The organism is Pseudomonas sp. SZ57 (assembly GCF_009495975.1).
In the GTDB taxonomy this organism is placed as follows: Bacteria; Pseudomonadota; Gammaproteobacteria; order Pseudomonadales; family Pseudomonadaceae; genus Aquipseudomonas; species Aquipseudomonas syringae.
Genome location: NZ_WIBD01000005.1, coordinates 101187 through 119674, shown reverse-complemented (window position 1 = coordinate 119674; position 18488 = coordinate 101187). Strand labels below are relative to the sequence as shown.

The following is an 18488-nucleotide window of genomic DNA, read 5'->3' as shown; positions in this document are numbered from 1 at the left end:
GCGCTATTAGGTTGAGGCAAGCAAATGGCTATGACAGTCCATTGCGACATCGTCAGCGCGGAAGGGGAAATCTTCTCCGGTCTGGTCGAGATGGTGATTGCGCACGGCAACCTGGGTGATATCGGTATCGCTCCAGGCCACGCGCCGCTGATCACTGATCTGAAGCCGGGCCCGATCCGCTTGATCAAGCAGGGTGGGGAAGCCGAGGTGTTCTACATCTCCGGTGGTTTCCTTGAAGTTCAGCCGAACATGGTCAAGGTGCTTGCCGATACTGTGCAACGTGCTGCCGACCTGGATGAAGCTTCTGCTCAGGCGGCCGTACTGGCTGCAGAGAAGGCCCTGAACGAGAAGGGCGCAGATTTCGATTACGGATCTGCAACTGCTCGTCTGGCCGAGGCTGCAGCTCAGCTGCGCACCGTTCAGCAAATTCGCAAGAAGTTCGGCGGCTAACCCTGCTGCACTCGATGCGCGATTGAGAAAAAGGGTAGCCTCGGCTACCCTTTTTCTTTTTTCAGATTTCCTCTTTCAAGTCAGCCCGTCTTCGGTCCGGTTGCCGCTCAGTTGGTAGTCCTATCATGTCTCTCGATATCGTTATTCTCGCTGCTGGCCAAGGTACCCGGATGCGTTCCGCGCTGCCGAAGGTTCTGCACCCCGTGGCCGGCAATTCCATGCTGGGTCATGTTATCCACAGCGCACGTCAGTTATCCCCAAGTGGAATACACGTCGTGATCGGCCACGGCGCTGATGCCGTGCGTGAACAGCTGGCAGCCGATGACTTGAATTTCGTGATGCAGGACAAGCAACTCGGTACCGGCCATGCGGTTGCTCAGGCGCTGCCCGCGCTGACGGCTGACACCGTGTTGATTCTTTATGGCGATGTACCGTTGATCGAAGTGGAAACGCTTTCGCGTCTGCTCGAACTGGTTAACCCGCAGCAACTGGGTCTGCTGACCGTCACGCTGGATGACCCTACCGGTTACGGCCGTATCGTTCGCGACGATCAGAATCGTGTCTGTGCCATCGTCGAGCATAAGGACGCGAGCGACGCGCAGAAGGCTATCACCGAAGGCAATACCGGAATTCTCGCGGTGCCTGCCGCTCATCTCGCTGACTGGCTGGGGCGGCTGTCCAACAACAATGCCCAGGGTGAGTATTACCTCACCGACGTGATCGCCATGGCGGCTAACGACGGCCTGGTGGTTGCCACAGAGCAGCCCCACGACGCGATGGAAGTGCAGGGCGCCAATGATCGCAAGCAGCTTTCCGAGCTGGAACGTCATTACCAGATGCGCGAAGCCCGTCGTCTGATGGCGGCTGGCGTGACCCTGCGCGACCCTGCGCGCTTCGATGTGCGCGGTGAAGTCAGCGTCGGGCGCGACGTGCTGATCGATATCAATGTGATTCTTGAAGGCAAGGTCGTGATCGAGGATGACGTGGTCATCGGTCCGAACTGCGTCATCAAGGACAGCACCTTGCGCAAGGGTGTCGTCGTTAAAGCCAACAGCCACATCGAAGGCGCAATTCTGGGTGAGGGCAGTGACGCAGGTCCGTTTGCACGCCTGCGACCAGGCAGCGTGCTGGGTGCCAAGGCGCATGTGGGTAACTTTGTCGAGCTCAAGAATGCGAACCTGGGCGAGGGTGCTAAGGTCGGCCACCTGACTTATCTGGGCGACGCCGAAGTTGGCGCGCGCACCAATATCGGTGCCGGCACCATTACCTGTAACTACGATGGTGCCAACAAGCACAAGACCACGTTGGGTGCAGACGTCTTCATCGGTTCCAACAACTCTCTGGTTGCGCCTGTGGATATCCTGGACGGCGCGACGACTGCAGCCGGTTCGACCATCACCCAGAACGTGCCTGCTGAACAACTCGGTGTGGCCCGCGCCCGCCAACGAAACATCGAAGGCTGGAAGCGGCCGGTGAAAATCAGGAAAGACTGAGTTATCCACAGCCCTTATGACCCGCATGCCAATGCTCAACATTGGCACGCGTCCATAACTATCCACACCTGACACTCAAGCCAGGACGCAGAGCGTCCAGAACCGCATACCCACGCGGAGCATGGGTACGAGCGTTCCTTCACACACCTATCGTTCCTCACGCTCAAGCGTAGGAATGCCGTTCTTGACGCTCCGCGTCAAACCCCAGGCTCAAAAGCCGGTGTCACGAGTATCCGATAGAAATTGCGCCGCCCCATCCCGAAACCTTGACCAAACCCCCAAAATAGGTTTTGATTGCCTTCGTTATCTTTCGAAACGAAACTTAAGGCAGTCATGTCGAAGCGCAATACACCACAACGCCGCCATAACATTCTCGCCCTGCTCAACGAGCAAGGCGAAGTCAGTGTGGACGACTTGGCCAGACGCTTTGAAACTTCTGAAGTTACGATTCGAAAGGACCTGGCTGCGCTTGAAACCAACGGTCTGCTGTTGCGTCGTTACGGGGGCGCAGTGCCGCTTCCTCACGAGCTTATAAACGACGGCAGTCAGCCGGTTTCCCGTTACAAACAGGCCATCGCTCGCGCTGCGGTCTCGAGAATTCGCGAGCACGCCAGAATCATCGTCGACAGCGGCAGCACCACGGCTGCATTGATCCCTGAGCTGGGCCAGCAACCCGGCCTGGTGGTCATGACCAATTCCCTGCATGTTGCGCGCGCCCTGACCGAGCTGGAACACGAACCGGTCCTGTTGATGACGGGCGGAACGTGGGACCCACACTCGGAGTCCTTTCAGGGGCAAGTCGCGGAGCAGGTACTGCGCTCCTACGATTTTGATCAGTTGTTCATCGGTGCCGACGGCATTGATCTGGTTCGTGGCACCACCACTTTCAACGAGCTGCTGGGCTTGAGCCGGGTAATGGCGGAAGTCGCCCGGGAAGTGGTGGTCATGGTCGAAGCCGACAAGGTCGGTCGCAAGATCCCCAATCTGGAGCTGCCCTGGAGCAGTATCCACACCCTTATTACTGATGATCGCCTGTCCAGTGAGGCACGCGATCAGATACAGGCCCGCGGCATCAATCTGATTTGTGCTGCTGTCAGCTAGGAGATAACCATGTGTGGAATCGTCGGCGCCGTTGCTGAACGTAATATCACGGCCATTTTGCTCGAAGGCCTCAAGCGCCTTGAATACCGCGGTTATGACAGCGCGGGCGTAGCAGTCTTCAGTAACGAAGGCACCCTTGAGCGCCGTCGTCGCTCCGGCAAGGTCAGTGAGCTGGAACAGGCACTTGCCGGCGAGCCGCTGATCGGCCGTCTGGGTATTGCCCATACGCGTTGGGCGACCCACGGTGCCCCGTGTGAGCGTAACGCCCATCCACATTTCTCGGCCAGCACGCTGGCAGTTGTCCACAACGGCATCATCGAGAATCACGAAGCGCTGCGTGAACAGCTGAAAGGCCTGGGTTACGTATTCGCATCCGATACTGACACTGAAGTCATCGTCCACCTGCTGCACCACAAGCTCAAGGACACCGCCGATCTGGCGGTTGCCCTGAAGGCTGCGGTGAAAGAACTTCACGGCGCCTATGGTCTTGCGGTCATCAATGCCGCGCAGCCGGACCGCCTGCTGGCCGCCCGCAGCGGCAGCCCGCTGGTTGTCGGCATAGGCCTGGGTGAAAACTTCCTGGCCTCTGACCAACTGGCGCTGCGTCAGGTCACCGACCGTTTCATGTACCTGGAAGAGGGCGACATCGCCGAGATCCGTCGCGACAGCGTGCAGATCTGGAACGTCGACGGGGTGTCGGTCGAGCGCGAAGTGGTGCAATACCACGAAGGCGCCGAAGCCGCCGACAAGGGCGAGTACCGCCACTTCATGCTCAAGGAAATTCACGAGCAGCCCAAGGTCGTACAGCGCACCCTCGAAGGTCGTCTGGGGCAGCAGCAAGTGCTGGTCCACGCATTCGGCCCACAGGCTGCCGAGCTGTTCGCCAAAGTACGAAATGTTCAGATCGTGGCCTGTGGCACCAGCTACCACGCCGGCATGGTCGCGCGTTACTGGCTTGAAGGCCTCGCCGGCATCCCTTGCCAGGTCGAAGTGGCCAGCGAGTTCCGCTATCGCAAGGTGGTGGTTCAGCCGGACACCCTGTTCGTCTCGATCTCGCAGTCCGGTGAAACCGCCGACACCCTGGCAGCGCTGCGCAACGCCAAGGAACTGGGCTTTCTGGCCAGCCTGGCGATCTGTAACGTGGGCATCAGCTCACTGGTGCGCGAGTCCGACCTGACCCTGCTGACCCAGGCCGGTCCGGAAATCGGCGTGGCATCGACCAAAGCTTTCACCACCCAGCTGGTCGCCTTGTTGCTGCTGACCCTGTCGCTGGGTCAGGTCAAGGGTTCGCTGGAGCAGGGCGTCGAAGCGCAACTCGTCGAAGAACTGCGTCGCCTGCCAACCCGCCTCGGCGAAGCGCTGGCAATGGATGGCACGGTCGAGAAAATCGCCGAACTGTTCGCCGAGAAGCACCACACCCTGTTCCTCGGGCGCGGCGCACAGTTTCCGGTGGCAATGGAAGGTGCGCTCAAGCTCAAAGAAATCTCCTACATCCACGCCGAAGCCTACCCGGCCGGCGAACTCAAGCATGGCCCGCTGGCGCTAGTCGATGCCGACATGCCAGTCGTCACCGTCGCACCAAACAACGAACTGCTGGAGAAACTCAAATCCAACCTGCAGGAAGTGCGCGCACGCGGCGGCGAGTTGATCGTATTCGCCGACGAGCAAGCCGGCATGAAGAACGGCGAAGGCACACACGTCATCGCCATGCCACACATTATCGATGCCCTGGCACCGATTCTTTACACCATCCCGCTGCAGTTGCTTTCGTATTACGTGGCTGTGTTGAAGGGGACGGATGTGGATCAACCGCGGAATCTGGCGAAGTCTGTGACGGTGGAGTGAGTTATCCACAGGGGTGAGGTTTTGGCTTTTCAAAACTCAAAACCACCCCCTGTGGATAAACCCTCGCAACTCGCTGATCAACTCGACCAGCGATACTCCCAAAACAGACCCTGCCCCCACTCCCCGAAAGTCATCCTCAAGACCAGGTTTCTTCACTACCTATTCCGGCACTTTCGAAAACTTGTAAAACAGATTCGGCTCGCTCACGACGTACAGGTTGCCTGCACGATCCATGGTCAGGCCTTCGGGTTGGGGGGCGCTGTGCTTGAGGTCGGAGAAGGTACCCAGCAGTGATCGAATGCTGACGAATCGTCCCTTGCTGTCCAGTTCCGTGATCGAGCGCGACTGGTCGCTGAGCAGCAGTAAATGGCCGGTTCGCGGGTCGTAGTAGCCGTCTGAAAGGTCGCGTGCAGCGACACTTTTCGTGATCCAGTCCAGCCGGTCGGCAATTTTGATCTGCAAGCGGCCCTGATCGATGGAGCGCAGGACGCCGGAAACCTCGAACATCTGCCGTGGATCGCGCTCTTTGATCGCGAACAGGCGGTCGTTGGCGGGATCGTAGGTTACGCCTTCGAATCCCTTGTTATGAATACTGGGGTTGATCAGTAGCGCAATGAACTGAGCTTCTTCGACGTGGATGGGGCGTGCCTGCGGCGGCAACGTGATGATGTCCAGTTGCTGGAGATCTTCATCGCACAGCACGATGCGACCGTTGCCCAGATAAGCCACACCTTCGGTGTCGTCGAAACCGATCAATGGGTAGCGGGCGATTATGTCGCCGTTCACGTTCAGCGCCAGCAGTTGCATGGGGCCTTTGTTGGTCACTGCCAGCAGTCGGTCATTGTCGTAGTCGTAGGTGATCCCGGAGATATTGGCAACGTCCGGGGCAAGTGGTTTGGCGTCGATAACCACATGGAAATCCGGCAGCCAGATATTCTTGTCGGCTGCCGTATTGCCCTTTAACCAGGTGCGACCGTATTGGTACAGCTGTTGGTGGACTTGGAAGTGTGTCGACACGGCATAGGCCAGGATCAGCAGCCCGAGAGCAGCTGCACTCAGCACGAGTTGTGCGAGTGATACCTGCTTTCGTGCGACGTTCGACCACGTCAGGCGCTTTGCCTTGATCGTTTCCAGCTGCATGGTTTCATTCACTCCCGCGTGTTGGGCGGCTGGGCGGGGGATTAATCAACATTTTGCTGCCAGGCGAAGCGATAGGCCTGCATCGGACTTTCCGGTTTACACAGGCCGTTGTCGGCATCGGCATCGACGATGAACCAGTCAGCTCTGGAGGTCTGACCCAGCGGCCGGGCTTTTTCCGGCAAGAAGCAATTGACCAGTTGCTCGCCTGGCACCAGCGCAAAGGTGCCGGGGTGTTCTCTTAGCCAACGGGCGGCCTGTTCGGTTGCCGACGGCTTGGCAAAACCGAAATGCACAATGGGTTGGCGTGCATAGAGCCAGTGCCCCTCGCGCCAGTTGACCAGCACCAGATCGGCACCTTGAGTGACGTACGCGGCCTGTTCCATCAGTTCCTTGTGTGGGTTTTGGCCCTCTATGACGGGTTCGACGAACCCTCTGGCGAACCACAGACCAAGCCAGACAACCACCACCACCGGGACGATTTGCCGGGCCCTGACGCGGTCATGGAACCAGCGTTTCAACAACCAGGGCAGCAAGGGGGCAGCCACCAATACCAGGCCGGGCAGCGCCGGAAAGATGTAGATCTTGCGTTTGCCACTGGAGAGGCTGAAGAACAGCAGCACCAGCAACACCCAGCCGAGCAGTACCAACACCCGGCCATCGTGCTTGCTCAACTGTCGGCGCCAGGCCGGGATCAGCCAGGGCAGCACCAACACCAGCGGCAGCCAATACTGCGGGATGACTTTGACGAAGAAATACCAGAAGGGCTCGCGATGGTCCCAGGCGCTGGCGTAGCGATTGGCCGTCTGGTGCAAGAGTATTTCCTGCACATAGGCGAACCCTTCCGGGCCGCCGTCACGCACGACCGAGATAATCATCGGCACCAGCCACAGGCAGCAGGCCAGCAATAACACCAGCAGACCCAGCGCCCAGCGCGCGGCCTGTCCAGGCATGGCCACCACACCGTGCCAACCTTTACGCGCGGCATAGGCGTAAGGGATCAACATCAACGCGGGAACAAAACCGACGCCCTTGGTGATAATGCCCAGGCCCATGGCCGCACAGCTGAAATAGAACCAGCCCCAGGCCGGCCCGAGCAACACGTGGCGAACCAGACCGAAGAAGCCCAGCGCAATCCACAGGCACAGAAAACTGTCGATCTGCCCGGTGCGCAGGATGCTGTAGGTCTGATAGGTGGCCAGGAACAACAGTGCGGCGTACCGACCGATGCGTCGGTTCCAGAGGCGGGTGCCCAGATCGTAGAGGACTGCGGTGGTCGCGCCTGCGGAGAGCAGCCCGGGCAGGTACAGCGCGATGTTCGGGCTGCCCGTCAGCCAAATGAAGAATGCCGTCGCCCACATGAACAGCGGCGGTTTGTCGGCGTAGATCTGCGCGGCCCGGTGCGGGACGAACCATGAGCCGTTCTGCAGCATTTCCAAGGCAACGCCGAGAAACCGCTCTTCGTCCACGTTCTGCGGCAGACGCAAGCCCAGGCCGCCCCCGACCAGTAAAACGGCCAGCGCGACCAGTAGCCATCCCTCGAGGCGAGGCGAAAGGTGAGTTCGCACCGTCATTGCTCCTCTGGTGTCTTGGCTTGTCGGCTGATCAGCTGCAGGTTGCGCATGTACACCAGCAGGCCAAAGGCCTGGCCGGCGATGAAAACCGGGTCCTGTCGATAAATGGCGTAGGCCAGCAGGATCGTGCTGCCCAACATGCTCAGGTACCAGAAGCCTACCGGGATGATGCTGCGCTTCTTGAATTCGCTGTACAGCCATTGCAGGACAAAGCGGCCGGTAAAAACCGCCTGCCCGACAAAGCCGAGGATCAGCCAGAAAGTCTCGTTATCCGGCTTCATGGCCGCAGTTCCTGTGCCTGAACCTCCAGCCGAGTTCGGCGGATCAGCCACCAGACGCCGACCAGATCAAGAATGCCCACCAGCGCGCGGTCCAGGTTGCCGTACTTGGACACACCGGCCTGGCGATGGCGGTGGTTGACGGGGTGCGTGACCATACGGCCGTTATGTCGCTGAATCAGCGCTGGAATGAACCGGTGCATATGGTCGAAGTACGGCAGGCGCAGAAACGCGGCCCGCTCGATCAGTTTCAGGCCGCACCCGGTGTCTGGAGTCGAGTCTTTGAGAAGCCGGCTGCGCAAGCCGTTGGCAAAGCGCGAGGCCCAGCGTTTGCTGGCGGTATCGCGCCGATTCACCCGGTGACCGGCCACCAGCTGAATCGCCCCGGAGCCTGCTGCGTGAGCGCGTACCAGCGCCAACATCCCCGGAATGTCCGCCGGGTCGTTCTGACCGTCACCGTCCAGGGTCGCCAGCCAGGTGCCGTTGGCCGCCAGTGCTGCGTGATAGACCGAGGTGCTCTGCCCGAGCGATCGCTCGTGGTGCAGGATCCGCAACAAGGTCAATCCGCTGTCTTTGAGGTGAGTCAGCACTTTCAAGGTGTCGTCTGTGCTGCCGTCATCAACGACCAGAATCTCGTAGCGTTCCCCGTCCAGCGCTGTGCAAATCTCTTTTATCAGGCTGGGCAGGTTGTCGGCTTCGTTTTTGGCCGGGATCACGACGGAGAGAAAAGTGGGCGTGGTCATGGAAGTCCTTGTTATTGAAGTGGCGCACAGATCCGGGCCTGATAGTGCTCCCGATACCAGTCGACGAAGGCCCTGACGCCGGTGTCGACCGAGACCTGTGGTTGAAAGTCGATCCATTGGCTCAGCGCACTGACGTCCGCCCAGGTTTGCAGCACGTCGCCCGCTTGCAAGGGCAGGTAGCGCCGCTCTGCGCGCAGGCCTAGCGCGGCCTCCAGGCAATCGACGAACTCCAGCAGCTTGACGGGCTGACCCCGGCCGATGTTGAAGAGTTGATGGGGCGGCTCTCTACCAACGTTGTCGGGAGGCAGCAGACGCAGGCGCAGGATGCTTTCGACAATGTCGTCGATGTAGGTGAAGTCCCGCGCCATTTCGCCGTGGTTGTAGATATCCACAGGCTGGCCGGCGAGCATGGCTTTTGTGAACTTGAACAGCGCCATGTCCGGCCGGCCCCAGGGGCCGTAGACGGTGAAAAAGCGCAGCCCTGTGGCGCGCAGGCCGTACAAGTGGCAATAGCTGTAGGCGGTGAGTTCGTTGGCGCGCTTGGTGGCGGCATACAGGGACAGCGGCCGGTCGACGGCATCCTCTACCTGAAACGGCATGCGCGTATTGGCGCCGTACACCGAGCTGCTCGACGCGTAGATCAGGTGCGCGGGTCGATACTGCCGACAGGCCTCAAGCACGTTGATAAAGCCGACCAGATTGGATTGGGCGTAAACATTCGGCTGTTCAAGCGAATAACGCACACCGGCCTGCGCCGCCAGATGAATGACCTGTTCGAAGCCATTTTGCGCGAAGAGCGCGGACAGACCTTCGGCATCGGTGATGTCCAGCCTGTGGAACGTGAAACCTGGCAGGCGCTGCAGTATGGCAAGGCGCGATTGCTTGAGCTCGACGCTGTAGTAATCGTTGAGGTTGTCGATACCGACGACCTCCACACCGAGTTCGCACAGACGCCTGGCGACATGAAAGCCGATGAACCCCGCAGCACCTGTCACCAGTACCGTCATGGCGGCGTCGCCTGGCCACGACCAATGCCGTAGTAGGTAAAGCCCGCTTCACGCAGCTGCGACGGGTCGAACAGGTTGCGGCCATCGAACACCACGCGATCACCGAGCTTTTCGCCGAGCGCGTCCAGATCCAGCACCCGGTAGTCCTGCCACTCGGTCACCACCACCAGAGCGTCTGCGCCTTCCAGAGCATCATGCTTGCACTGCACCAGTTGCAGGTCGTTTCGCTCGCCGTAATGATGCCTGACCGCTTCTATTGCTTGAGGGTCGTGCGCTTGAACCCTGGCACCGGCTGCCCAGAGTGCTTTGAGCAGGGTATGGCTGGAGGCTTCGCGAATGTCATCGGTATTGGGCTTGAAGGCCAGTCCCCAGACGGCGAAGACCTTGCCCCTGAGATCACCGTGATAATGCGTATGGATATTTTCAAACAAGCGGTGCTTCTGACGGCGATTGACTTGTTCCACAGCATTGAGCAACGCCGTTTCCACGCCGTGCTCGCTGGCTGTGCCGATCAGCGCCTGCAAGTCCTTGGGAAAGCATGAGCCGCCGAAGCCGCAGCCCGGGTAAATGAAGTCATAGCCAATGCGCGGGTCGGAGCCGATGCCTAGCCGCACCTGTTCTATGTCGGCACCTACTTGTTCAGCGAGGTTGGCGATCTCGTTGATGAACGAAATCTTGGTCGCCAGCAGGCAGTTGGCAGCGTATTTGGACAGCTCTGCGCTGCGCGCATCCATGACCACGAACTTCTCGCGGTTGCGACTGAACGGCTGATACAACTCGCGCATCTGCTCCAGCGCTCGCGGGCTGGCCCCGCCGACGATAATGCGATCCGGACGCAGGCAATCGCTGACCGCGCAGCCTTCCTTGAAAAACTCAGGGTTGCTGATCACTTCAAAGCCGTCATCGCGTCGCGCACTGGCAGCGATCTCAACGAGCAGGCGGTCAACGGTGCCGACTGGCGAGGTCGATTTGTTGACAATGATCGGGGCACTTTCGGCGTGTCTGATCACGCAGCGCAGTACGGCAAGCACCTGGCTCAGGTCCGCCTTGCCGTCGGCTTGCGCTGGCGTACCGACGGCGATGAATAGCAACTCTGCAAAGCGACTGGCGTGTACTTCATCGGTCGTGAAACTTAGTCTCTTGCAGTCCAGACCATTGCGCAGAAGTTCGCCAAGACCGGGCTCGAATATCGGACATATGCCTTCGCGCAGCGCATCAATGCGCTTGCTGTCGACATCCATGCAACAAACGGTATGGCCTACTTCCGCCAGGCAGGCGGCAAGGGTAAGTCCCACATAACCGGTTCCGAACACTGTCACTTTCAAGTGCCGCTCCTTCCGCTTCATGACATGAATGGATGAGCCAGTTTGTATTCAAGTGCCTCGGCAGCCTGAAATAACCAGCGCAAAATAAATGTCATAAAGGTGTTAAGAAACGATGACACGAGTTTGTCATGTAGCCAGAAGGGTCGCGGTCAGTCCTGTTTGCCTGGAGCAAACACGTTGCCAATTACTGACCGCGCTTCATCATGAAAATGAAAAACAGCCCTCCTAACAAGGCGGTCGTAATGCCTATCGGCAGGTCTTCGGGGGCGATCAGCGTGCGGGAGATGACGTCGACCCAGACCATCAACAATGCGCCCAGAAGGGTGGCGACAGGCAACAATCGTCGATGCTCCGAGCCCACCAGACGTCTGGCCATGTGCGGCACCATCAGGCCGACAAAACCGATGGAGCCGCACAGGGCGACCAGTACGCCGGTCATCAGTGAGGCGATCAGAAAAACCAGCAGGCGCACGTTGCGCACTTGCAGGCCAAGGCTCACGGCGGTCTGGTCGCCGCCCATCAGCGCGTTCAGTGAGCGACCCAGCCCTTGCAGCAGGACCCAACCGCACAGCACCGTGATAAACGGCACCGCAAGCAATTCCCAGCGGGCCAGACCCAGCCCACCGAGCATCCAGAACAGCACGGAGGAACTGGCGCGGTGGTCGCCCAGAAACAACGACAGATTGGCGATTGCCATCATCACGAAGGACACGGCCACGCCGCCGAGCAGCAGGCGCTGGCTGTCCAGGCGGCCTTGGTGACTGGCCAGCCACAACACCAGGCACAGGCTGACCAGCGAGCCGACAAAAGCGGCCAGTGGCAATGTCAGCATGCCAAACACTTCGCCCACATGCATGACCACGATCACTGCGCCAAGCGTGGCGCCCGAGGTCGCTCCCAGCAAATGCGGATCGGCCAGCGGATTGCGGGTCGCGGCTTGCAGAACACAGCCAATCAGCGCCAGCCCTGCGCCTGCAAGCGCGCCCAGCAGTACGCGGGGCGTGCGTATCAGCCAGACGATGGTTTCCTGACCCGCTGTCCAGAGCGGTGAGTGTTCGGCAGTACCGGAGAGCTTGAACATCAGGATACCCATCACCCGGCTCAAGGGCACGGGGGCCGCGCCGAAGGTGATGCACACCAGGCACGACGTCAGCAGCAAAAGCGTCAGAGCGATCAACAGGCCCAGGTAACGACGCGGCCGTTCGGTCAGCCACTGCGCCAGCGTCATCGCTTCACGTCATGAAATGCCGCTGCAAGCGTCTCGATGGCCGTGACATTGTCGATGCCGGGCGTCACCGCCACATAGGGCAGCACGACATAACGCCGGTTGCGGATCGCGTCGACGGCTTGCAGTGCCGGATTGCTTTCAAGAAAGTGCTGTTTCTGCGCAGCGCTGACTTCGCCGTAGTCAACGATGACGATCACTTCGGGATCGCTTTGCACGACCGACTCCCAATTGACGTGGGTCCAGCTGGCCGCGACGTCGCCCATGACATTGCGGCCGCCCGCAGCGCTGATCAGCGCCTGGGGAATGGCCAGGCGCCCGGCGGTCATCGGCCGGTCTTCGCCGCTGTCATACAGGAATACCCTGGGCGGCGATTTGCCTGCCACGCTTTTCTCGACGTCGCTCACACTGCGGCGCATCTGTGCAACCAGCTTTTCGGCGCGGGTCTGCACATCGAATATCCGACCCAGATTGAGCAGGTCGTTGTAGACATCCTCCAGCGTCGCCTCGGCGCGGGGCATTATCTGGGCGCAGGATTCGGTCAGTTCATAGGCCTGGATACCCAGCGGTGCCAGACTTTGCGGCGTGACATCTCCACCCACGCGCATGCCATAGTTCCAGCCGGCAAAATAGAAGTCGGCGTTGGCATTGAGCAGCGTTTCCAGAGACGGATATTTACTGGACAGCTCGGGCAGCTTGCCCAGCTCGCGCAACAGCGCCTGGTCGGGCTTGTTCCAGCCGGTGATGCCGCTGTAGCCGACCATGTGCGATTGCAAACCCAGGGCAACCATCATTTTGGTGAGGTTCACATCGTTGCTGACGGTACGCTGCGGCGCAGCCGTGAACGTCACCAAGCGGTCGCAGCTTTGCACGGTGACGGGGTAGGCGGCATGCGCCATCGGGCTGCATAGCAACGCGGCAAAAGCCAGGCGGACGGACAGGCAGTTCATGTCAGGGTATCCAGGTGATGCGTGGGTAGTCACGCAGAGGGTGGCTGTCGACCAGCGCCTTGGCGCCGAACACGTTGAGCAGCATTTCCGGGGTCAGCACCTCCCGGGGCGTGCCTTGCGCAATGAGCCGGCCGTGATGAATGACACACAGGCGATCACAGAATGCCGCCGCCAGGTTCAGGTCATGGATACTGGCCAGCGTGGCCATGCCGAGCTGTTTGACCAGCCCGAGCAATTCCAGTTGATGGCGCGGGTCGAGGTGGTTGGTGGGCTCGTCCAGCACCATCAATCGGGGTTCTTGCACCAGCGCCCGCGCCAGCAGACAACGCTGCTTTTCGCCGCCGGAAAGCGTGTCGAACCGATGCTGCTCATAGCCCGCCAGCCCAACAGCGTTCAGCGCGTTTTGTACAATCGCGCGGTCGTGGTCACTGTCTGCGGCAAAGAACCCTTGATGGGGCGCGCGACCCATGTTTGCCACATCCAGCAGCGTCAGGCCGAATGCATCGGGAAACTCCTGGGCAACCACTGCCACGTGCCGGGCGCACCAGCGCGGGCTGCACGACCAGATATCGCGGGCATTGATGGCGACCTTGCCGCTGTGCGGGCGGCTGTAGCGGAATGCGCAACGCAGCAGGCTGGTTTTGCCGCTGCCATTGGGTCCGATCAGGCCGACGAACTCGCCTGCGGCGATCTGCAGGTCGATATCCTTCAAGGCAAAGTGTTCGTGCGTGCAGACTGACGTCTGTTCCGGTGCCCACGCGAGGCGTTCTAGCGTCAGCATCAAACACGCGGGCCTACAGTGACGTGCCGCGAGGGCGGCTCACCCGGTATCCATTGCCAAGCGTGCTGACCGACCTGCAAGGCGTGCTTTGTGGTGACTGGAAAGGATTGGGAAACAGGCTTGATCATGGCGTGGGAAGATCGCTAGGGAAGGCTGAGTTAAAAACGCTCAATTGTTATAACATAACAATTGAGGCCCAGCACACTAGCGTATCAACATTCGATTGCCCGCTTTATTGACCCACCTTTGCAGAACAACGTGTGACCTTGGCGATTCAGTAAATCGCCCAGCAGCCTGGCGTGAGGAGTTCGACGAGATTTTCGTCAGGGTCGCGGAAGTAGATACTTGATCCGCCCTTGGGCCATTCGGTGCGGCCTTCTATGGCGACGCTGGCTTTGGCAAGGCGATCAGCCCAGGGTTGCATCTCGTCGGCATTGATGGCGAAGCACACATGAATCCGGCCCTGTGCATCGTGGGGTGGTATCTCTCCGCCGCTCAGGTACTGCGTCTGCAGTGACGCGCCGCGCTTGAACAGCAACAGAGTGCTCACGCCGCCGACATTGAAGGCCACCAATGTCGCGCTTTCGAACATCACTTCCAGTTCAAGGGTGTCGGAATAGAATTTCCTGGCGTTCGCCAGATCTTCTACGTAGAGGGCTGTTTCGATAATCCTGTTCAGGCGTGGCATGTGTCGTCATCCTTTTCGGTGCGCTACGAGCCTGCATCGATCAACAGCAAGGTGTTGATCGATGGCTCGTGGCAAGTTTCACCGGGATGCTGACTGGCTGACCAATGCTCGGTTCTTATGCGCGCTATAAGCATGAACTATTGAAGATATTTCGGTGGGTCATGCGGGCCGTCGGGTGACCACCAGCTCCACCGCTGCAATACGGTCGACGTCCTCATAGCCCTCTTCAAGCAGCTCTTCGCCGAAGACATCCGGGTCCAGTTCACGGTAGGTCCATGCCAGTGCCGCATGGTCGATATCGGCTTGCACCGCCTCGAAAAACGGATCGTGCTCGCCCACCATGGCCACGCCGGTGTAAAGCACCAGCGAGCCGCCCGGCGTGAGGCGGTCCAGTGATTCGCGCAGGATGCGCACGGACAGGTCCGCGCCCAATGCATCACCACCGTGGCGGTAGGCGCGGCGCTTGGTGTCTTTCATGTAGGGCGGGTTGGCGACGATCAGGTCGAAATTTCCGCTCAGGCCCGAGAGAATATCGCTGTGGCAGCACTCCATATTCTTCAGTCCGGCGACCGCGGCATTGGTCTGCGCGAAATGCAGCGCCTTGGGGTTGATGTCGACGGCATGCACCTGAGCCTGCGGACGGGCGACCGCGATCAACATGGCACCGGCGCCCGTACCGCAGCCGATGTCGACGGCGCGGTTGATCGGGTGCGACGTGCCTTGCAGATGACGATTGATGGACTGCGCGAAGCGATAGGTATCCGGACCGAAAAATACCGAGTCTTCATCTGCGGTAGGGAACGCGGAATGCACCAGCAGCAGGTCATTCAGGCTGGAAAATCTCACCCGGCTTTTCAGGCCGTCTTCCTTGCGTTCCAGAATACCGGCAGCCAGCAGCCCTTGAGCCTCTTCGACCGGCAGCATGGACTCCGGTATCAGCCGACTCCAGCCAAAGACATCGCGCAGTGATGCGGCAGTACGGTTTTCCGGGCGTTGATTGACGTGTCGATGGGTCAGAGGTGTGGGCGTGACAAAGCGATAGCCACTGGTCTCAAGGCGCTGCGCCAGGGCAATCAGCGCGGCGCTGTCGGGGAGGGGAAGACTCATGCGTGGGCTCCTGTCATACGCTCGGCCATGCTGCTCACAAACAGACGCGTCGCGTGCAGGCCGGCGGCCGTTGCGTGTCTTGCTGGCGACATGCTTTCGATCAACGTGGACATCTTCTCCGAGGCGGGCGCAGATTCCAGTTTCATGTGCAGTTCGCGCACGTCCGGATCAGCATCCGCCGAGGCAGGCACCGCAAGCGCGGGGGAGGGCTGAGCGCCGTCCTGCAGGTTGCGGAAGCGCGCGCGAAAGGCTTCCGGAAGCCGTTTGCCGACTGTGGGTTGAGCGCTGCCATCCGACAGCCACTCGCCGGCGATCCAATCGTGCACGAGTTGCTTTTCATAACCGTTGAAGACGCCGAACATCGGTGCACCGGCGCCTTCGAACAGTTTCCAGAAGCGACTGTGCAGAGGGTCTTCGTGACGCTTGATCCAGCCTCTGTTCTCCAGTACGGCAAGAAATTCCGGGATCTGATCGGGCTCGGCGAGCCACTCGTTGACGGTCTTGCCGTCGAGACGGCAGTAATCGGAATGCATGTGCTGACCGAACGTACGCTTACGCTCGAGCATGGCGATCACTTCCTGCTCCAGGTCGAACGACTGGATCACCTGAGTTGAGCCCATGCCCAGCTCATTGAGGCGATAACCACTGGCGACACGACGATAAAACTCGTCGCGCTCCTGGCCGACCGGCATCAACTCAAGGACGCTCTGCGCAGCCTTGCGCGCATGACCGGTGCTGGCGTTATCGATCGTCACATGCAGGGTGAAGTAGTAAGGGTCAATGCCCAGTTCATTCAGCTCGAATGATGTGATGAGCAAGTGCAGTGGCAGCTGTTCATAGCCCAGGTTGTAACCAATGACCTCGGGAAGGTATTGCTCGCTCAACTGCCCCAGTGAGAGCTGAATGGCGCCTTGCAGGTAGGCGTCGTCTGCCAGTGGCGCGCTGGTATCGCAGTCCAGATCCGCCAGCAGTTTCCGGTACAGAGAGACGTGATTCTGCGCCTGTTCGCCGTCACCGAGTTCTTCAAGGTACGTACGAATCAGGCCGTGAAAGCGGTAGTCTGCCCAGCGTGGCAGCAATCCGTATAGCCAGGCGCCGTCGACCATTTTGGTCGGTGCGACCTGCTGAATGAAATACATGGCGTGCGCTTTGCTCTTGAAAAACCGTCGTGGTTTTCCGGCGCGGCGTTGCTCGAGATAGAGCGCGTATTGATCAGCCACGACCCCTACGTTCTGCTCCATCCACTGTTCAAGCGCTTCAGGCTGTGCCGGAAGGTCGCAGTGTTCGCGCTCGGCCAGGGCCAGGCAGTGATTCAGAAACAGGACCGCATCGTGTTGATGTTCAGGAGCACGTTCATTCATCCATGATTGATAGACGGTTTTTGAACAGGCTTCTTCAACGACGGTTTTGACGACGGCATCGCCGGTCATCACTTGAAGAGACGTCATGAAAATCGTACCTCGGCAGTTGAACATCACGTTGACGCGGTCATTCGGGGCTTTCTGTTTTTCTATGCAACGTAGATAAGTGAGTGCCGCGACCCGGGTAAATTCAGCGTATTTTTTAGGGCACTGATCGGCGGCACTCTTGGTTAAGGCCGTTATTTCGTGATGCAACAACGATCAAGCGATCAAGCCATCAGCGCTTCGACGGGTCATTGTCAAGCGAGCTTCCAGCCCCGAAGGACCTTGTCGCCATCCCCGCTTCGAAACCTCGGCGTGCAAGCAGCGCCTGCGCCTCGAAGGCACGAAGTCCTTTTACAAACACCCTGTTGGTCAACGCGCTATCCAGCTGGTCGCGGGGCGTGAGAGATTGACTGGAGCTGAGTTTTTTCATGATTCCATTCTCCTGATCAAAACAAGGGTTGCCGTTTCAGGCGTCTTTGCCCTGGACAAAACCAGAGCCCAGGTCGGCACCGGTAATCGGGTTGGCGGCCGGGTCGGACTGGGTCCGTTCCTTCATCATTTCCAGCACTTCTGTATCTTTTTCATCCAGCGTGACCGAGGCCGTACCATCGCCGCCATCGACAGCCGCTTGTGGCGATTCCACATACTCCCAGTCACCGCCCTGATTCCAGGCGCCGCGTACATTGGGTTCGCCGGACATGTTGAAGTACTTGTTGGTGAATTCCGGCATGCCCGGCAGTTTGCCCTGCGGGAAGTTGGGCTGGATGGCGTGCAGGGCTTTTTCAAAAGACAACTGGTGTGCAATTTCGCGAGTCATGAGAAAGCCCAGCGCTTCTTTAACGCCCGGGTCATCCGTCACGTTCATCAATCGCTCGTAAACAATCTTGGCTCTGGATTCTGCGGCGATGTTGGAACGGAAGTCCGCTGTCGGCTCGCCGATCGTATCGATATAAGCCGCTGTAAAGGGCACGCCGGCAGAGTTGGTCAATGGCGCACCGGAGCCATAGAGCAGGCTGGTGATATGTGAGTCATTGCCGTTACCGTTGATAGAGCGATACAACTCGCCTTCTTCTTCGATGCCTTCAGCCAATTGACCTTTGGCGCCCTTATTGAGCATGACAATAATGGACCCCACAATTTCAAGGTGGCTCAGTTCTTCGGTGGCGATATCCATCAGCAGGTCTTTACGGCCTGGATCTTCTTCGCTCAACCCTTGAGTGAAATAGCGTCCGGCTGCAGCCAGTTCACCCTGAGCCCCGCCAAACTGCTCAAGCAGAAGGTTGGCCAGTCCAGGATTGGGTCTTGCTACACGTACGGTATATTGAAGTCGCTTGTTATACATGAACATGTCGTATCCTCAGGCTTTGATCTCTCGGGA

18 protein-coding genes are annotated in these 18488 nt (G+C 59.4%); 4 read left to right on the top strand and 14 right to left on the bottom strand.

Translation table 11 applies throughout. From position 1 onward, the window contains the following. Positions 1 to 24 precede the first annotated feature (24 nt). The 4 genes from GE543_RS08725 (at position 25) to glmS (ending at position 4889) form a co-directional block, all read left to right on the top strand. Positions 25 to 450: a F0F1 ATP synthase subunit epsilon gene (locus GE543_RS08725; RefSeq protein WP_003413751.1), complete on the top strand. Its 426-nt coding sequence runs from the start codon at positions 25 to 27 to the stop codon at positions 448 to 450. Between the two features lie 125 nt (positions 451 to 575). After that, positions 576 to 1943, top strand: coding sequence for a bifunctional UDP-N-acetylglucosamine diphosphorylase/glucosamine-1-phosphate N-acetyltransferase GlmU (glmU, locus tag GE543_RS08720; protein ID WP_004403369.1), 1368 nt, complete (start codon positions 576 to 578; stop codon positions 1941 to 1943). 333 nt (positions 1944 to 2276) lie between these two features. After that, complete coding sequence (locus tag GE543_RS08710) at positions 2277 to 3044, top strand: DeoR/GlpR family DNA-binding transcription regulator (RefSeq protein ID WP_010428458.1); 768 nt, start codon at positions 2277 to 2279, stop codon at positions 3042 to 3044. Between the two features lie 9 nt (positions 3045 to 3053). Beyond that, a complete protein-coding gene (gene glmS, locus GE543_RS08705) occupies positions 3054 to 4889 on the top strand; it encodes a glutamine--fructose-6-phosphate transaminase (isomerizing) (protein WP_153221231.1) in 1836 nt (611 codons plus the stop codon). Between the two features lie 159 nt (positions 4890 to 5048). On the opposite strand, the gene GE543_RS08700 is transcribed toward glmS, so the two are convergent. From GE543_RS08700 to GE543_RS08635, 14 genes are all read right to left on the bottom strand, one after another. Beyond that, positions 5049 to 6029, bottom strand: coding sequence for an SdiA-regulated domain-containing protein (locus GE543_RS08700; protein ID WP_153221230.1), 981 nt, complete (start codon positions 6027 to 6029; stop codon positions 5049 to 5051). A gap of 41 nt (positions 6030 to 6070) precedes the next feature. After that, positions 6071 to 7600: a glycosyltransferase family 39 protein gene (locus GE543_RS08695; protein ID WP_153221229.1), complete on the bottom strand. Its 1530-nt coding sequence runs from the start codon at positions 7598 to 7600 to the stop codon at positions 6071 to 6073. Further along, on the bottom strand, positions 7597 to 7881 hold the full coding sequence (locus tag GE543_RS08690) for a lipid-A-disaccharide synthase N-terminal domain-containing protein (protein ID WP_003367870.1): 285 nt from the start codon (positions 7879 to 7881) through the stop codon (positions 7597 to 7599). The genes GE543_RS08695 and GE543_RS08690 overlap by 4 nt, the downstream gene beginning before the upstream one ends. Next, positions 7878 to 8621 (bottom strand): glycosyltransferase family 2 protein, encoded by a 744-nt coding sequence (locus GE543_RS08685; protein ID WP_153221228.1) that lies wholly within the window; start codon positions 8619 to 8621, stop codon positions 7878 to 7880. The genes GE543_RS08690 and GE543_RS08685 overlap by 4 nt, the downstream gene beginning before the upstream one ends. A gap of 11 nt (positions 8622 to 8632) precedes the next feature. Beyond that, a complete protein-coding gene (locus tag GE543_RS08680; RefSeq protein WP_153221227.1) occupies positions 8633 to 9628 on the bottom strand; it encodes an NAD-dependent epimerase in 996 nt (331 codons plus the stop codon). Continuing rightward, the gene (locus GE543_RS08675; protein ID WP_178118568.1) at positions 9625 to 10953 is read right to left on the bottom strand and encodes a UDP-glucose/GDP-mannose dehydrogenase family protein; all 1329 of its coding nucleotides are present in this window, start codon (positions 10951 to 10953) and stop codon (positions 9625 to 9627) included. The genes GE543_RS08680 and GE543_RS08675 overlap by 4 nt, the downstream gene beginning before the upstream one ends. A gap of 184 nt (positions 10954 to 11137) precedes the next feature. Then, positions 11138 to 12181 carry an iron ABC transporter permease gene (locus GE543_RS08670; protein WP_003408238.1) on the bottom strand — a complete coding sequence of 348 codons (1044 nt, stop codon included), beginning with the start codon at positions 12179 to 12181 and terminating at the stop codon, positions 11138 to 11140. Beyond that, a complete protein-coding gene (locus tag GE543_RS08665) occupies positions 12178 to 13128 on the bottom strand; it encodes an ABC transporter substrate-binding protein (RefSeq protein WP_153221225.1) in 951 nt (316 codons plus the stop codon). The genes GE543_RS08670 and GE543_RS08665 overlap by 4 nt, the downstream gene beginning before the upstream one ends. A 1-nt stretch (position 13129) precedes the next feature. Continuing rightward, complete coding sequence (locus GE543_RS08660; RefSeq protein ID WP_153221224.1) at positions 13130 to 13909, bottom strand: ABC transporter ATP-binding protein; 780 nt, start codon at positions 13907 to 13909, stop codon at positions 13130 to 13132. A 274-nt stretch (positions 13910 to 14183) separates the two neighbouring features. Then, complete coding sequence (locus GE543_RS08655; protein WP_046271060.1) at positions 14184 to 14597, bottom strand: VOC family protein; 414 nt, start codon at positions 14595 to 14597, stop codon at positions 14184 to 14186. A 159-nt stretch (positions 14598 to 14756) separates the two neighbouring features. Then, a complete protein-coding gene (locus GE543_RS08650; protein ID WP_046271059.1) occupies positions 14757 to 15704 on the bottom strand; it encodes a class I SAM-dependent methyltransferase in 948 nt (315 codons plus the stop codon). Then, positions 15701 to 17152 (bottom strand): iron-containing redox enzyme family protein, encoded by a 1452-nt coding sequence (locus GE543_RS08645; RefSeq protein ID WP_024665764.1) that lies wholly within the window; start codon positions 17150 to 17152, stop codon positions 15701 to 15703. The genes GE543_RS08650 and GE543_RS08645 overlap by 4 nt, the downstream gene beginning before the upstream one ends. Before the next feature lie 190 nt (positions 17153 to 17342). After that, a complete protein-coding gene (locus GE543_RS08640; protein ID WP_103696160.1) occupies positions 17343 to 17540 on the bottom strand; it encodes a hypothetical protein in 198 nt (65 codons plus the stop codon). A gap of 36 nt (positions 17541 to 17576) precedes the next feature. Then, positions 17577 to 18458 carry a manganese catalase family protein gene (locus GE543_RS08635; protein WP_003340229.1) on the bottom strand — a complete coding sequence of 294 codons (882 nt, stop codon included), beginning with the start codon at positions 18456 to 18458 and terminating at the stop codon, positions 17577 to 17579. Positions 18459 to 18488: the final 30 nt, after the last annotated feature.

Bases quoted from the DNA above. Each gene is read 5' to 3' on its own strand.
- glmS (WP_153221231.1), top strand. From the start codon at position 3,054: ATGTGTGGAATCGTCGGCGCCGTTGCTGAACGTAATATCACGGCCATT.
- GE543_RS08660 (WP_153221224.1), bottom strand. From the start codon at position 13,909: ATGCTGACGCTAGAACGCCTCGCGTGGGCACCGGAACAGACGTCAGTC.
- GE543_RS08685 (WP_153221228.1), bottom strand. From the start codon at position 8,621: ATGACCACGCCCACTTTTCTCTCCGTCGTGATCCCGGCCAAAAACGAA.
- GE543_RS08645 (WP_024665764.1), bottom strand. From the start codon at position 17,152: ATGACGTCTCTTCAAGTGATGACCGGCGATGCCGTCGTCAAAACCGTC.
- glmU (WP_004403369.1), top strand. From the start codon at position 576: ATGTCTCTCGATATCGTTATTCTCGCTGCTGGCCAAGGTACCCGGATG.
- GE543_RS08635 (WP_003340229.1), bottom strand. From the start codon at position 18,458: ATGTTCATGTATAACAAGCGACTTCAATATACCGTACGTGTAGCAAGA.
- GE543_RS08695 (WP_153221229.1), bottom strand. From the start codon at position 7,600: ATGACGGTGCGAACTCACCTTTCGCCTCGCCTCGAGGGATGGCTACTG.
- GE543_RS08665 (WP_153221225.1), bottom strand. From the start codon at position 13,128: ATGAACTGCCTGTCCGTCCGCCTGGCTTTTGCCGCGTTGCTATGCAGC.
- GE543_RS08710 (WP_010428458.1), top strand. From the start codon at position 2,277: ATGTCGAAGCGCAATACACCACAACGCCGCCATAACATTCTCGCCCTG.
- GE543_RS08690 (WP_003367870.1), bottom strand. From the start codon at position 7,881: ATGAAGCCGGATAACGAGACTTTCTGGCTGATCCTCGGCTTTGTCGGG.
- GE543_RS08650 (WP_046271059.1), bottom strand. From the start codon at position 15,704: ATGAGTCTTCCCCTCCCCGACAGCGCCGCGCTGATTGCCCTGGCGCAG.
- GE543_RS08725 (WP_003413751.1), top strand. From the start codon at position 25: ATGGCTATGACAGTCCATTGCGACATCGTCAGCGCGGAAGGGGAAATC.
- GE543_RS08670 (WP_003408238.1), bottom strand. From the start codon at position 12,181: ATGACGCTGGCGCAGTGGCTGACCGAACGGCCGCGTCGTTACCTGGGC.
- GE543_RS08655 (WP_046271060.1), bottom strand. From the start codon at position 14,597: ATGCCACGCCTGAACAGGATTATCGAAACAGCCCTCTACGTAGAAGAT.
- GE543_RS08680 (WP_153221227.1), bottom strand. From the start codon at position 9,628: ATGACGGTACTGGTGACAGGTGCTGCGGGGTTCATCGGCTTTCATGTC.
- GE543_RS08700 (WP_153221230.1), bottom strand. From the start codon at position 6,029: ATGCAGCTGGAAACGATCAAGGCAAAGCGCCTGACGTGGTCGAACGTC.
- GE543_RS08640 (WP_103696160.1), bottom strand. From the start codon at position 17,540: ATGAAAAAACTCAGCTCCAGTCAATCTCTCACGCCCCGCGACCAGCTG.